The sequence below is a fragment of the uncultured Chloroflexus sp. genome (assembly GCF_937129525.1).
Classification (GTDB): domain Bacteria; phylum Chloroflexota; class Chloroflexia; order Chloroflexales; family Chloroflexaceae; genus Chloroflexus.
Map to the genome: position 1 here is coordinate 1 of NZ_CAKZNK010000083.1, position 13,149 is coordinate 13,149.

12 protein-coding genes are annotated in these 13,149 nt (G+C 56.7%); 5 read left to right on the plus strand and 7 right to left on the minus strand.

Features of this window, described 5'->3' with window-relative positions:
* Window positions 1–275: 275 nt before the first annotated feature.
* Entirely contained in the window at window positions 276–569 is a 294-nt protein-coding gene (locus tag Q0650_RS10330; RefSeq protein ID WP_298818642.1) for a hypothetical protein, read from the minus strand.
* A gap of 26 nt (window positions 570–595) precedes the next feature.
* A complete protein-coding gene (locus Q0650_RS10335) occupies window positions 596–3,730 on the minus strand; it encodes a histidine kinase N-terminal 7TM domain-containing protein (RefSeq protein WP_298818643.1) in 3,135 nt (1,044 codons plus the stop codon).
* 298 nt (window positions 3,731–4,028) lie between these two features.
* Here Q0650_RS10335 and Q0650_RS10340 point away from each other — a divergent pair, with 298 nt between their 5' ends.
* Both Q0650_RS10340 and Q0650_RS10345 read left to right on the plus strand, forming a co-directional pair.
* Window positions 4,029–4,571, plus strand: coding sequence for an OsmC family protein (locus Q0650_RS10340; protein WP_298818644.1), 543 nt, complete (start codon window positions 4,029–4,031; stop codon window positions 4,569–4,571).
* A gap of 39 nt (window positions 4,572–4,610) precedes the next feature.
* Window positions 4,611–5,438 carry a cyclase family protein gene (locus Q0650_RS10345; protein WP_298818645.1) on the plus strand — a complete coding sequence of 276 codons (828 nt, stop codon included), beginning with the start codon at window positions 4,611–4,613 and terminating at the stop codon, window positions 5,436–5,438.
* Window positions 5,439–5,483: 45 nt separating this feature from the next.
* Here the strand turns inward: Q0650_RS10345 and Q0650_RS10350 are convergent, their stop codons facing one another.
* The 4 genes from Q0650_RS10350 to Q0650_RS10365 all read right to left on the minus strand — a co-directional run bounded on the left by Q0650_RS10350 (window position 5,484) and on the right by Q0650_RS10365 (window position 9,729).
* Complete coding sequence (locus Q0650_RS10350) at window positions 5,484–6,401, minus strand: prenyltransferase (protein ID WP_298818647.1); 918 nt, start codon at window positions 6,399–6,401, stop codon at window positions 5,484–5,486.
* A 42-nt stretch (window positions 6,402–6,443) separates the two neighbouring features.
* Window positions 6,444–7,340, minus strand: a complete 897-nt coding sequence (locus tag Q0650_RS10355) for a homogentisate phytyltransferase (RefSeq protein ID WP_298818648.1) — start codon at window positions 7,338–7,340, stop codon at window positions 6,444–6,446.
* 169 nt (window positions 7,341–7,509) lie between these two features.
* Complete coding sequence (locus Q0650_RS10360; protein WP_298818650.1) at window positions 7,510–8,727, minus strand: aminotransferase class I/II-fold pyridoxal phosphate-dependent enzyme; 1,218 nt, start codon at window positions 8,725–8,727, stop codon at window positions 7,510–7,512.
* A 60-nt stretch (window positions 8,728–8,787) separates the two neighbouring features.
* Window positions 8,788–9,729: an NAD-dependent epimerase/dehydratase family protein gene (locus tag Q0650_RS10365; protein WP_298818652.1), complete on the minus strand. Its 942-nt coding sequence runs from the start codon at window positions 9,727–9,729 to the stop codon at window positions 8,788–8,790.
* 296 nt (window positions 9,730–10,025) lie between these two features.
* On the opposite strand from Q0650_RS10365, the gene Q0650_RS10370 reads away from it, so the two are divergent.
* From Q0650_RS10370 to Q0650_RS10380, 3 genes are all read left to right on the plus strand, one after another.
* Complete coding sequence (locus Q0650_RS10370; RefSeq protein WP_298818654.1) at window positions 10,026–10,397, plus strand: hypothetical protein; 372 nt, start codon at window positions 10,026–10,028, stop codon at window positions 10,395–10,397.
* A gap of 156 nt (window positions 10,398–10,553) precedes the next feature.
* Window positions 10,554–12,287, plus strand: a complete 1,734-nt coding sequence (locus Q0650_RS10375; protein ID WP_298818656.1) for a signal peptidase I — start codon at window positions 10,554–10,556, stop codon at window positions 12,285–12,287.
* Window positions 12,284–12,646, plus strand: coding sequence for a hypothetical protein (locus Q0650_RS10380; RefSeq protein WP_298818658.1), 363 nt, complete (start codon window positions 12,284–12,286; stop codon window positions 12,644–12,646). Before Q0650_RS10375 ends, Q0650_RS10380 begins: the two co-directional genes overlap by 4 nt.
* Window positions 12,647–12,650: 4 nt before the next feature.
* On the opposite strand, the gene Q0650_RS10385 is transcribed toward Q0650_RS10380, so the two are convergent.
* Entirely contained in the window at window positions 12,651–13,088 is a 438-nt protein-coding gene (locus Q0650_RS10385) for a CBS domain-containing protein (RefSeq protein WP_298818660.1), read from the minus strand.
* Window positions 13,089–13,149: the final 61 nt, after the last annotated feature.

Sequence of the window (13,149 nt, forward strand, 5' to 3'; positions counted from 1 at the left end):
GGGATGACGGAATGGCCGGATGGCGGGATGACGGAATGGTGGGATGGTGGATGGCGGGATGGCGGGATGGCGGGATGGCGTCCCGGCGTCCCGGCGTCCCGTAGGGGCGAATAATTATTCGCCCCTACGGGACGTTATCGATAATGCAACGTTCGCGGCAACGGGACGTTATCGGTAATGCAACGTTCGCGACAACGGGACGTTCGCGGCAACGGGACATTGCCGCATCGTTTCGTCACGATTGTCGTCACGGTCATTGACGCCAACGATACGGGTCATCGGGATCGATCCCGTAAACGATCACCGGTGGAATGGGGACGGCGGCGCATATTCCGTCCACGTTGAACCATTATCCGCCACGCTTCATCAGGATCAATCCCGGAACGAAGACGCTGATCGCTGATCCGGTTGGCCTGTCGGTCATTGAGCTCGGCAATTTCGCGCATCAATTCTTCGTCCTCAGGCGAAATATTAACCTGCTCGCGCCAGTAGCGCCAGGCTGCAAAGCCGATCATCCCCAACAGTAGGGTGACCAGTATAGCTATCAGCACACCGCCGAGTTGTTCCATAGGTTGCCTCCAGCCGTCATCACAGGTTACCGTTCGTTTGAATTTGGTAATGGTTGATTAATCACCTTCCGAATCGCTCCTAACAGTTGATACCGTGTAAACGGTTTACTCAATATCGGATAGGGTGACTCATCTCCATTTGCCAGAATCCGTTGCACATAGCCTGACATCAAAATGACGCGCACGTGTGGCAGTAATTGCTGTAACTGCCGGCCCAGTGAAATACCATCGGTGTGAGGCAAAACCACATCGCTGATGAGCAGACGCAGATCGTCGCCATAACTTAATGCCAGATCAATCGCCTCTTGCGCATGGGTTGCTTCCAAAACAGTATAACCCTGTTCACGCAACAACCGTGCCGCTGATTGCCTCACCTCAGGTTCATCTTCAACCAGCAAGATAGTCTCGTGACCGGTATAATCGACATTCTGAGCGACGGTTGGTTGCTCATCGTCGAGCGGGATCGCTTCGCGGGCAATCGCCGGCAGCGCGACAGTAAAGCAACTGCCAGCATTAGGCTGACTTTCCACTGCAAAAAAACCACCATGCTGGGTCACTATCCCATCGCAGATGGCCAGACCGAGGCCACTACCCTTACCGATCGGCTTGGTTGTAAAGTATGGTTCGAAGAGATGGGGGAGTATTGCAGCATCGATCCCGATACCGGTATCACACACCGACAGAAGCACATACTTACCCGCTTGCGCTTTGCTAAAGGATGGGATCTCGCTGGCAGAAAGGTATGTCATCGCTGTGCGAATGATCAAGTCACCTCCATCAGGCATCGCATCGCGCGCATTGACCACCAGGTTAATTAACACCTGTTCAAATTGATGCGGATCGATCATCACCTGGTCAATTGGCTCACTCAATTCTAACCGCAGACGAATATGTTCTCCGATCAATCGCCGCATCATATTCATCGTATCATTAATCTGGCGATTCACATCAATCGGTCGAGGCTGTCCGGGCTGGCGGCGAGCAAAGGTGAGCAACTGGCGCACCAGCTCACTGGCGCGGGCTGCGCTCTGACGGATCAGCTCAAGCTCAGCATGGATGGGATGATCTGGCTCGATCTCGAGCATGGCCAGCTCAACATTTCCGGTAATGACGGTCAAAATGTTGTTAAAATCATGCGCAATACCGCCAGCCAGTTGACCAATCGCCTCCATCTTCTGCGCCTGCAACAACTGCTGCTGCAATTTAGCCTGCTGCTGTTCAGCAAGTTTGCGTTCGGCAATCTCGCGCTGGGCAGCAGTGTACAGATTCGAATTGTCGAGCACGAGCGCAGCCAGTTGCGTTAGCAGCATCGCATGCTGAATTTCATCAGGCGTAAATGGCGCGCCATCCTGATCACGCGCCATTCCCAACACACCCAAACATTCATCGCCAACCACAATCGGCAAAACCATGGCCGGCCCAAAGTTGAGCTGCGCATAATCGGGGGGGTGATCCGGCCACTGCGTATAATTGAGCACGATTGCAGGCTGGCGGGTCTGAAAGGCGCGCCAGGAGAGCGGCGCGCTGGCCGGCGTTTCAGAACGCAACAGATGATCGGGTAGTGATGGCGTACATGCGCGCACAACCAGGGTATGCTCGCCTTCAGCCATCAAAAGTTCGGTATAGCTGACGTTGAGCAGACGATAGGCACTATCGGTAATCGCTTGCAACAAATCCTTCATCTCGCGGCGATTGAGCCAGTCGAACGTGAGCCGATGAAGCGCTGCCAGTTGATCGTGTTGACGACGCAGATTCTCTTCGGCGCGGCGGATGTCGGTGATGTCAACATCCATGCAGACAACGTCGGTCACCTGCCCGCGCATAAACAGCGGGAACATAGCCGAGTAGAGCCAGCGTTGCTCGCCAGTTTTGGTGTGGATCTGCCACGCGCGTGGTGGCAATGCCTGTCCGGTTGTCCAGATTTGCTCAAGCTCATGTTCAAACTCAACCACTTCATCGCCGCTCAGAATGAGATCCTGGATGCGGCGACCGCAAGCTTCAGCGGCGGTATAGCCGTAAAACTGCTCGCAGACCCGGTTCCATTCCAGCACAATACCGTTGCGGTCAAAGCGCTGGATCGCCACAAGCGGCGTTTGCTCAATAATATCGGTGAAGCGCCGAAGAGCTTCTTGCAGTTGTCGCTCAGCCTGTTTGCGTTCGGTAATTTCACGAAAGACCAGGATCCGACCACTTGATCGGCCACTACGATCGAAGATGAGATCGAGAGTAATATCGAAGAAACGCTCAGGATGCTCAGGGCAATTCAGCTCGATACGTTGCGACTGCGCGATTTGTAACGCGGACAGTAATGCAGGCCATTTGAGCGTGTCTGACAATAGTCGGTTGCGTTCGAGCAACCGACCGAAGAGACGTTGCGCAGCAGGATTGAAATCAACGATGCGATCCTGGCGGTCGGTCACAATCATTGCATCCGCCATTGCTTCAATGACGCGATCGCGGGCAACAGGCACCAGATTGAGAAACTGGTGGCGGTATAGCCCTGCAATGATGAATGGAGCTGAGAGCAAAAAAGAGATGGGAGTAAAATCGATACCCAGCGCAGTAACCTGACTCAAGAATGCGCCATTCGAGAGAAAAGGAAACAGGAAACCTGCACCGATCAACAAAGCCTGACGCCGAAAGAGCGGCGATGCCTGCCAGAAAGCGCCGACAATCAGAGCCAGTCCGACCGTGAGACAGATGTATGAATAGCCGATATGTACCCAAAACCAGCGACCGGGCACAATTTCGAGCTGGCTGTTCGGTGGCTGACTGAGACGCAGTTCCTGGAAGAAAAGATGATGCCAGTCATTCGTTAGCGCAAGTAGCAATGTTGTCGCCGGGAGCGCGAAGAGTAACCAGCGCGCGCGTGAGCGACTCCACGGTTGAAAATCAAGATAAGATACCGCGAAGAGGAGCCAGCCTGGCGGTAGTACCACAATCCCAACCTGTTGGGCAAGACGCCAAAAGACCTTGGCTTCGAGCGTTGTCACCAGTAGTTCGATTGCGTCAGCCCCGGCCCAAACCGTGATGGACACCAACATCAGGATAAATTCGGCCCCGCTTGGCACAGTTCGGCGCGGCCAGAGGTATATGGCTACGCCAGCAGCCACAAGGCAGACGACAATTAGCGAGCCGACCAGTATTTCAATCGTCAGCATGGTTTTTCCTCCGGCGCAGTGAACGACAGCGTGAGTGATGTTGCGCCGACTGCTATTGTATGTCGATATTGTAGCCGGAAATGGACAGTTTCGGATAGCATTAGTATAGCTTGACAGAAAAAGCAATCCGTTTAATATATAGATTACGTTCCCGATAAATAAAATCACAGTTGAAAGATTGCGCGGCAAAGGCTGCCGCAAATGTTCATGGCAGCGCGGTTGCGCTTATCGGTGGCGTACCGGGTACATTTGTTCAGCGACGTTACGCGAGTGTATCTCGCGACGCGGGGAGACAGGTATGGCGCCTATTTGGGGTTTGCGCGAATTTTTGCGCCGCAAGCGGCAGGCACTGGCCTCGTTTCGCGCTCGCCTGCGCGAACAACCACCGACGCCAGTTGCGTTGCGCGCTACGGTAACTGTGGCAGCCGGCACCGGTTTGCGTCCAGTGCGGGTGCGTGAGCATAGCGTATTGAGTGATTCAGGCCCTGCTCTCGGCGGCTATGATCTGGGACCGAATGCGCCAGAGCTGTTGCTCGCGGCAATGGCGAGCTGCATTGCCCATTCGGCGCTGGCGCTGGCCGCCGATCGCGAGCTGGAACTTGACGATTTGCGTGTTGAAGTGACCGGCCAGATCGACTATCGTGGCGCAATGGGAGTGAGCGCTGATGCGCCGGTTGCGCCAACCGGCCTTAGCTACACCCTGCACTACCGCGGTGAGGTGAGTGATAGCGAGATGGCTGCGCTGCAAGCCGATCTGGAACGTTTGTGCCCGGTATTGCTGGCGGTATTGCAGCCGCAACCGTTGCGCGGTCGCGTTGAGCGGTTGCCGGAACATACATAACAGGATCCGCCTGATTGCAATTGTGAAGGAGTGCTGTCTATGTGTCCACCACGCTTCATCGACTCGCTGCAGTCACCTGAGATCAGCCGGCGTAGCCTGCTCAAATTCGGTCTTGGCGCAGCAGTTGCTGCCGTCGCGGCGCCGTTCACAGCCGAGGCTGCAACTACCAGCCGGGTGAGCTTCAACAATGTCGCCGATCTCACGCACCTCCTTGGAACGCAATTTCCACTCTTCCCCGGCGCGGCGCCATTTCAGATCACGCCGGTCGTCTTCCACGACCGTGATGGCTACTATGGAAGCATTCTCAACTACTGGGAACATTCAGGCACTCATATGGATGCGCCAGTACACTTTGCTCCCAACGGTCTCTTCGTTGACCAGATACCGGCGCGGTCGCTGGTTGTGCCGGCAGTGGTAATCAATATCACCGAGCGGGCAGCGCGCGATCCCGATACGGTGGTGACGCCAGACGATATTCGAGCCTGGGAGCGACGCTATGGGCGGATTCCAAACAATGCGGCTGTCTTAATGGCGAGCGGTTGGGGAGCGCGGGCACACTCGGTTGAGCTGTTTCGCAATACCGATTCTAGTGGCGTGATGCATTTTCTAGGTTTTGGCAAAGATGCAATCGATTTCCTGTTGACTGAGCGCAGTATCAGTGGAATTGGCGTCGATACGCTGAGTCTCGATCACGGTCCTTCGACCTCGTTTGCTGTGCATTATACGTTGTTGCCAACCAATCGCTGGGGACTGGAAAATCTGGCCAATCTCGAATCGATCCCGCCGAGTGGGGCAACTCTGGTGGTCGGTGCGCCGAAGATTGCTGCCGGTTCAGGCGGGCCGAGCCGGGTGTTTGCTTTGTGGTGATAGCGTAATGCCAGGGCGTACATTCGCGCGCCCTGGCAATATTTGTTAATTTATCGCCAGAAACGCCAGTAACATCATGCCGGCGCTTCCAACTAATTGCCCAATACTCCAGAAACCCAAAACATCCCAACTGGAGGGATCGGCCCATGCCCCCTTCCGTAGCCGGTTGATCAGCCAGATACCGATGGGAGCGGTTGTGAGCGGCGCGACGGCGACCAGCCAAGGCACTCCACCGGCAGTGATAAGCGGCAGTGAGGTGAAAGCCGCCACAATCGCGCCAATCTGCCACTGCACGACCCGCTGCGGGCCAACGATGACGGCCAGTGTGCGCTTTCCGACTGCTCGATCACCGGTAACATCCGGCAAGCTAACCGCAACCAGCATGGCAAATTGCAGGCAGCAGAGGGGAATAACGGCCAGGACGATGATTGGCTGGATCGTGCCGGTCTGGAGCGTAAATCCGGCAATCGCTGTCATTCCCGGCACTAGTAGCGCGCCGATGACCTCACCCCAACCGCGTCGGTGCAGATAGAGCGGCGGCCCGCTGTAGACCCACGCCAGCGCAATGGCGATGCCAAACACGCCAATACTTAGCGTCGGATCAGGTGAGCGCACTGCGCTCAGCAGCGCCAAAAGGAGGGCCAGTCCACCCCAGCCTAACGCCGCCACCAGCGCTACCTGTGCCGGCAAGCGACCTGCGGGCAAGACACGACTCCCGCCTGACCAGCGAGTTGGCGTCGTGTTGGCACAGTCGGCATCACGATCAAAATAATCGTTACTGTAATGGTTCATAAGCTGCGCGCTCAAGGTAGTTAACAGACCGAGCAGCGCCAGCCCGCTGTCGCGTGGCGCGACTCCTGCTGCAGCAACGCCGACGCCATAAAAGATGGCGCCGCCGAGCAAGTGTAGCGGACGACCGAGCCGAATGAGATCGATTGAGGTCTGCAACCAGTTGGCGTGCATAGCCAGAAACCCGCTATTCCGCTTCGCTTTACCGCGCGCCGGTCAATTGGTCAGTTGATAGATACTGAGCAAAGCAAACTCAGTATAGAAAATACCCCACAGAAACATGTAAAAATTTGTAATCGACTGTTGTTGCCGTAGATCGACCCGTAGACTCACCAGCCAGAAGAGTGCGATCACTATCGTGTGGCTTAAGGCCAGGAAACCGGCGGCAAAAGCGGGCAGCGACCAGATCCCAACCCCGATTGGCAACAGATAACACATCGTCAACAATAGCCGGCCAAGTTGCAACACCCGTTGTGGCCCCAACCGGGTGGTCAACGTCTCGATCTGGTAGAGACGGTCGCCGCGGTCGTCAGGCAAATCTTTGTAGAGCGCAATCACCAGCGCGAAGCCGAAGAAGAAGACGCCGGCCAGAATAAGGGTAGTCAGTGGCAGTTCGACTTGCAGCCAATGCTGATAATGGAGCGCCAGACCGATATTGGCAATCACTCCGCGCGCGCTGGCGATACTCAACGCAGCGGCAAACGGTCGTCGCTTCAGCCGCAGCGGGGGTAGCGAGTAGAGTGAACCGATCAGCGCAATGATCGCCACCGTCCACCACAAGGGAGGACTCAGGAAGAGCGCGCCGATGAGCGCAATCGTTAGCGCTACAGCAACAATGCGCATACCAGCACGCGCGCTCAGCCTGCCGGCGGCTATCGGCAACCATGGCTTGTTAATGCGGTCAATTGCCACATCGGTCAACTGGTTGATCCCAACCACGTAAAGATTCAGGGCCAGACAGACGATCAGAGTCGCAAATGCTAATCCGATCAGATCAGGCGAGAGTAGACGCCACCCGGCGACGATAATCAACATGGTCACAACTTGCACGCTGGTGGCAATGATAGTATGTGGGCGAGCAAAATCGTAGAGCAGGCGCAGTTGCTGCGTCATGAGAAATGACCTGTACATTCAGTTGATATAATCGATTGCAGATAAAGGTGAAGATTTAATTATTGATATTTGTATCATACGTTGGAGGCTGAGGCGTTGTCAATAGAAGATCGGGGAACAGAGACGCAGCGACACCATCGACCCGTTCACGCTGCGTCTCCGCAAGAAGTTAACGCGCGTTCTGCAAAGCCGCCAGTGCCTCGTCGATGTCGGCGGCAGTATGTTCAGCGCTAATCTGAAAACGAATGCTATCATCACCGCGGGGCACGACCGGGTACATAATGGCGGTGGCGAGCACGCCGCGAGCGAAGAGCTGATCGACCAGCGCCGCTGTTGCTGCTGGATCACGCACAAAGAGCGGCGCTACCGGATGGTCACCGGGTAGCGTCTCGAAACCGTTGTCGCGCAATCCCTGCCGGAAACGCGCTGTCATTGCGCGGAGATGGGCCAGACGCTCTTGCCCCTCAGCGCTATCGAGAATAGCAAGCGCGGTAATTGCCGCGCTCGCTTCAGCCGCCGTAATCGGATTGGAATAGATGTACGTTGGGCTGGTTTCACGCAGACTATCGATCAACACCTGTGGGCCGGTGACATAACCACCGTTAGCGCCAAACGCTTTGCCAAGCGTGCCGATCAGCAGATCGGCTTGCGCGCCGCAGTATTCCTCACAACCGCGACCGGTTGCGCCGAACGCTCCCACTCCGTGCGAGTCATCAACGATCAGAAGCACATTTTCGGCAAAAGCGACATCGTGGCGGGCCACAATGTCGGCGATGCGGTCGAGCGGCGCATGCACACCGCGCATCGAGAAGATGCCATCGGTGATCACGATGGCGCGCCGGCACGAACGGGATGCCTGCGCCAATGCCGCATCAAGCTGATCGAGATCGAGATGGCGGTAGACCAGTTTCTCGCGCGGACGAGCCAGCCGGATGGCGTTAATGATGCAGTTGTGGTTTAGTTCATCGCTGATGATAGCTGTATCGGGCGTGGTCAGTGATGTGATGACGCTCAAAACTGTCGCATAGGCGCTGGAGAAGAGCATAGCAGACTCGCGATGGTGAAAAGCCGCCAAACGTTGTTCTAGCTCGACGTGCGGCGCAAGTGTGCCACTGATAAAGCGGACAGCGCCAGGCCCGACACCGAAGCGGTGGGTGGCCGATTCGGCGGCTTCAATCAGGCGCGGATCGCTGGCTAACCCCAGGTAGCTGTTTGAATTCATGCGAATAAACACCTGATCGTAGCCGGCGACACGGTAGCGCGGCCCGCGGATGCCATCACCTGGAATTCGCTCAGTGATGACGCGCTCAAACCCTTTGCGCCGCCGTTCGGCGCTCAACTGGTCAAGCTGGCGTTGCAGCAGATCGGTAAGGCGGTCGTATGGCATGGCAGTCTCCATCTCGCTCTGGCCTGACAACAAGCTGGTAACAATCTACACCCCAACGGGCTACGTATGCTGGCAACGGATCGCGTTCAACATCTCATCGACCGTCGCTTCCAGATCATATTGCGGTCGCCAACCCCAATCTTCGCGGGCGGCGCTATCATCGAGCGCGCGCGGCCACGAGTCGGCGATGGCCTGCCGGTCGGGCTGAATATCGTAGGTAATTTGTGCATGAGGGATCCGCCGGGCAATTGCGGCGGCGAGTTCGGCAGGCGTGGCGCTAAAACCCTGGATATTGTAAGCGCTTGCATAGCGCAGGCGCGATCGGTCGGCGGCCATTAATTCCAGGATAGCGCGAATACCATCGGCCATATACATCAAGGGTAGGCGAGTGTCTGGTCGCAGATAACAGGTATAAGCGCCGGTTTCGAGCGCTGCATGAAAGATCTCAACCGCGTAATCGGTAGTGCCTCCACCGGGCGGGGCTGTGGCTGAAATGAGACCGGGGAAGCGCAGGCCGCGCGCATCGACGTTGTAGCGGGTTGCGTAGTACGCGCAGAGTAGCTCACCGATCACCTTACTGATGCCGTATATGGTGGTTGGACGCTGGATCGTGATTTGTGGCGTGGGATCGCGTGGTGTCTCTGGACCGAAAGCGGCAATGCTGCTGGGAACGAAAATCTGACACTGATGGATTCGAGCCACTTCCAGCACGGTATACAGACCGTCAACGTTTAGACGCCATGCCTGTTGGGGATCCTTTTCGGCAGTAGCTGACAGCATAGCGGCGAGATGGTAGATTACCTTCACTCGCGAGCGGCGTACCAATTCGGCCAGGGAAGCGCCGTCGGTGCAATCCTGCATCACATACGGCCCTTCATCGTCGCGCGCCGGTTTCACATCGCTCGCTATGACCCGGCTGGCGCCGTACAAGCGGCGCAGCGCTGGCACCAGATCGGAGCCGATTTGCCCCAACGCACCGATCACCAGGATCTGTTGCTCCATTGCATCTCCTTTTTGTGAGTGGTGATGTGCGGTACCGGTATGTGTTGTTATACACGATAACGACTGATTCCGCCAGGGGTAACGTCGTCTCGCTGTCGTTGATCTACGGCAACGATGATACGATTTATCGCGTGATTTTTCACGATATTGGATAGTACTTTGGTCATATGGCTCGCCACAGAACGATAAATAATAGGAGCATACTTTTATGTGATTGTAATAAGCCAACGTAGCGCCTATCATCAAATCTGAAGAAACGGTTAACGAACCGTTTCAAGACCGCAAGGAGGCGTGATATGGCTACCATCCTGCATCCCAAAACCCTGATCGCCGCTGTTCTGGCTCTGGCCCTGGCTGCTGCTGCTTACGGCTTCGCTGCTACCAACTCGTTTGGTAGCGCGGTTGTGGTGGCTGGCGATGGCTCGCTGACAATCAGCGGCTACACGGTCGGCAGCCTGACCTATGTCTACGATGCCGCCGATCCGACAATGATCGACAAAGTCACTTTCACCCTGACCGGCGCGGCTGCGCCAACGACCGTTCTTGTTCAGCTTGATGGCTCAAACTGGGTGACCGCAACCGAGTCGGGTGGCACCTGGACGGCAGACCCAACGCCGAATGTCGCGATTGCGTCTCACACCACGCTGCGCATCGTGGCGCACAACTAGTCTGATTTGCAGCGCGGGAGGAATGGGCAGGGAGACGAGCAAGAATCGTCTTCTTGCCCGTTCTGGATAGTGAGCGAGGTGGAAGGGAAGTTGATGTGAAATGAGAAATTGCCCACTGTCTGCGTGAGAATACAAATACTTTCATGAGGCAGAAGAATGCAACGATCTCTCCCTGGCATATGGTTACGCAGACTGGCAATCCTGGTGGGATTGGCGCTCATCTGGTGGTGGTTTGCCCCCATCTCGCTCGGTGGCCCAACTCGTTTTGTGGTGATTAACGGCAATAGTATGGCGCCGCTCTACCTTCGCGGCGATCTGGTCATTACTCGCGCGGCAACCGATTACGCAGTTGGCGATATTGTCACCTATCGTCATCCCGAGATTGGGCTGGTCATTCATCGCATTATTGGTCAGAACGGTGAACGGTGGCTGTTAAAGGGTGATCACAATGATTTTATTGATCCCTATCAGCCGCTGCCGGAAGAGATCGAAGGGCGAGCCTGGTTGCACATTCCACGTTTAGGAAGTGTTTTCGTGCTGGCGCGGCAATACTGGTTTTTGATCCTTGCTGTGCTGGTGGGAGGCACGCTGATGACCCGGCAATATCAACATGCAGGCCGACAGCGTCGGCAGCGCTGGCCAGATGCGCAGCCGGTTGAGTTTAAACTGGCCCTGGTGACACTCAGCGCTATGGGGGCGCTCATTGTGGCGGCACTGACCGGCTATGCCTTTCTCCAACCGACCAGTCGGGTGATTACCGAGTCGGTCGGTTATCGCCAGCAAGGGACGTTTACCTATGTTGCCGATGCGCCAGACGGTATTTACGATACGACGCAAGCGCAGACTGGGGATCCTGTCTACTTTCAACTCTCATCGACGCTGATCGTTGATTTTCGTTACGAATTGCGTGATGTGACGGCGGCTGATGGCACTATCGGCATGGATGCCGAAGTGAGCGCGGCCAACGGTTGGCGGCGGCGGTTGACATTGATGCCGGCGATGACCTTCAACGGACCGGTCGCAATGGCGCGTGGCGTCATCAATCTGGCCGAGCTGCGCGCGCTGATTGTTCAGCTTGAACAACAGACCGGATTGAGTCATCAATATTATCTGCTCGCTATCATCCCCACCGTGATGATGAACGGTGAGATTGAAGGGCTGGCCTTGAACGACACCTTTGCGCCACAGTTGCTGTTTCGGTTTGATAAAGCGCAGTTGACGCTGGTCAATCCGAACGATAGCCAGCAGGGGCTTGCGCCCTGGACTGATGGAAATCTGACCCGGATGCGCGTCGAGCCGGCGCAGATCACGCTCTTTTTTTACAGTCTCGGCGTGCAGGAATTGCGGTTGTGGGGATCGATTATTGCCGGTGGGTTGACGATCATTACCCTTGCCGTTGGCTGGCCTTTGTGGCGTCGCTGGCAACACGATGAAGCGTTTCGGATTCAGGTCTGGTACGGCAATCTGATCATCAGCGGAGCCGCGCCGACCGTTGATCTGCCGCGCGTGGAAGTGGCAACCATTGCCGATCTGGCCCGGCTGACGCAACGCTCCGGCGGATTGATGATGCGTGACCTGAGTCGAACGCCGGTTGAATACCTGTTGATCGATCACGATACCGTGTACGTGTATCGTTCGCCAGCGTCAGCGACCGATCACGCAAATACCCAGACGCTCCCGGCGCCGGTACCGCGTGTGACGCTGTCGGAAGACTGGCGCGACCGGTTTCTTGCTGCGCTGCGGCAGCGTGGTTTGATCGGTGAAGCCTGTCAGGCTGCCGGGATCGATCCGTTTACCGCCTATCGCGAACGGAGCGTGAACCCGGCATTTGCCCGCGCCTGGCAGGAAGCGCGTCAGCTCAGGTGGGACAGGGAACGAGGTGAGGCATGACCCGCATCATCGTTCTGGGACTGATTGGTGTGCTAATTGGCGCCACGGCGCTGGCTGCGGCGGCCACGATTGTCATCCCCGCAGCCGCGATGGATGACATCAATGTCGCTGTGAGTCCACAGGATATAGCGCCGCCAGCCTGCGCCGGGATGGGGCTCAGCGCCATCATCACCGGCGCCGGGACGATCCAGGGGACAGCCGGCAATGATCTCATCGTGGGCAGCGCTGGCAATGACACCATCGATGGGCTGGGTGGCAATGACTGTCTCATTGGTGGTCAGGGCAGCGATGCCCTCATTGGCGGCGCTGGGTTCGATGTATGCATTGGCACTGGCGCTGATCCAACCTGTGAGCGATAGGCAGCTATGCGGTCTCTTCGGCTGCCCAGGTTGTGGCGACCAGGCGGAAGATGTCCGATTCGGTGATGATCCCAACCAGCCGTCCGTCGTCCACGACCGGCAGGCCACTGACGCGCGCTCGCACCATGATGGCGGCAGCTTTGCCGATGGAGTCGCTGGATGCGACGGTCAGTGGGTTCGGTGTCATCAATTCAGCGACGGTCTGGCCAGCCAGGTTGAACCGTGCCAGGCGGCGCTCTTCGTCGTCACGCGGATGGCTCATCGCTTGCTCGATGTCGCTCCGGGTGATGATCCCGACCAGATTCCCCTGTTTATCTACGACCGGCATTCGCCGCACCCCGCGCGCTCGCATGCGCTCGTAAGCAGCCAGCGCTGAGAAATCGGGTGACACGCAAATCGGATTTTCGGTCATCCATTCCGCTACGCGCTCAGTCTTTGCCATAGATAGCTCCTCTGCCATCATTCGTTGCTCTCTTCTCATTGTACGCCGCCGGTTACAGCTT

What these genes read in the sequence shown, in the direction of transcription:
- Q0650_RS10345 (WP_298818645.1), top strand. Translation starts at nt 4,611, where the DNA reads ATGTGTCCACCACGCTTCATCGACTCGCTGCAGTCACCTGAGATCAGC.
- Q0650_RS10335 (WP_298818643.1), bottom strand. Translation starts at nt 3,730, where the DNA reads ATGCTGACGATTGAAATACTGGTCGGCTCGCTAATTGTCGTCTGCCTT.
- Q0650_RS10375 (WP_298818656.1), top strand. Translation starts at nt 10,554, where the DNA reads ATGCAACGATCTCTCCCTGGCATATGGTTACGCAGACTGGCAATCCTG.
- Q0650_RS10365 (WP_298818652.1), bottom strand. Translation starts at nt 9,729, where the DNA reads ATGGAGCAACAGATCCTGGTGATCGGTGCGTTGGGGCAAATCGGCTCC.
- Q0650_RS10370 (WP_298818654.1), top strand. Translation starts at nt 10,026, where the DNA reads ATGGCTACCATCCTGCATCCCAAAACCCTGATCGCCGCTGTTCTGGCT.
- Q0650_RS10340 (WP_298818644.1), top strand. Translation starts at nt 4,029, where the DNA reads ATGGCGCCTATTTGGGGTTTGCGCGAATTTTTGCGCCGCAAGCGGCAG.
- Q0650_RS10350 (WP_298818647.1), bottom strand. Translation starts at nt 6,401, where the DNA reads ATGCACGCCAACTGGTTGCAGACCTCAATCGATCTCATTCGGCTCGGT.
- Q0650_RS10330 (WP_298818642.1), bottom strand. Translation starts at nt 569, where the DNA reads ATGGAACAACTCGGCGGTGTGCTGATAGCTATACTGGTCACCCTACTG.
- Q0650_RS10360 (WP_298818650.1), bottom strand. Translation starts at nt 8,727, where the DNA reads ATGCCATACGACCGCCTTACCGATCTGCTGCAACGCCAGCTTGACCAG.
- Q0650_RS10355 (WP_298818648.1), bottom strand. Translation starts at nt 7,340, where the DNA reads ATGACGCAGCAACTGCGCCTGCTCTACGATTTTGCTCGCCCACATACT.
- Q0650_RS10380 (WP_298818658.1), top strand. Translation starts at nt 12,284, where the DNA reads ATGACCCGCATCATCGTTCTGGGACTGATTGGTGTGCTAATTGGCGCC.
- Q0650_RS10385 (WP_298818660.1), bottom strand. Translation starts at nt 13,088, where the DNA reads ATGGCAAAGACTGAGCGCGTAGCGGAATGGATGACCGAAAATCCGATT.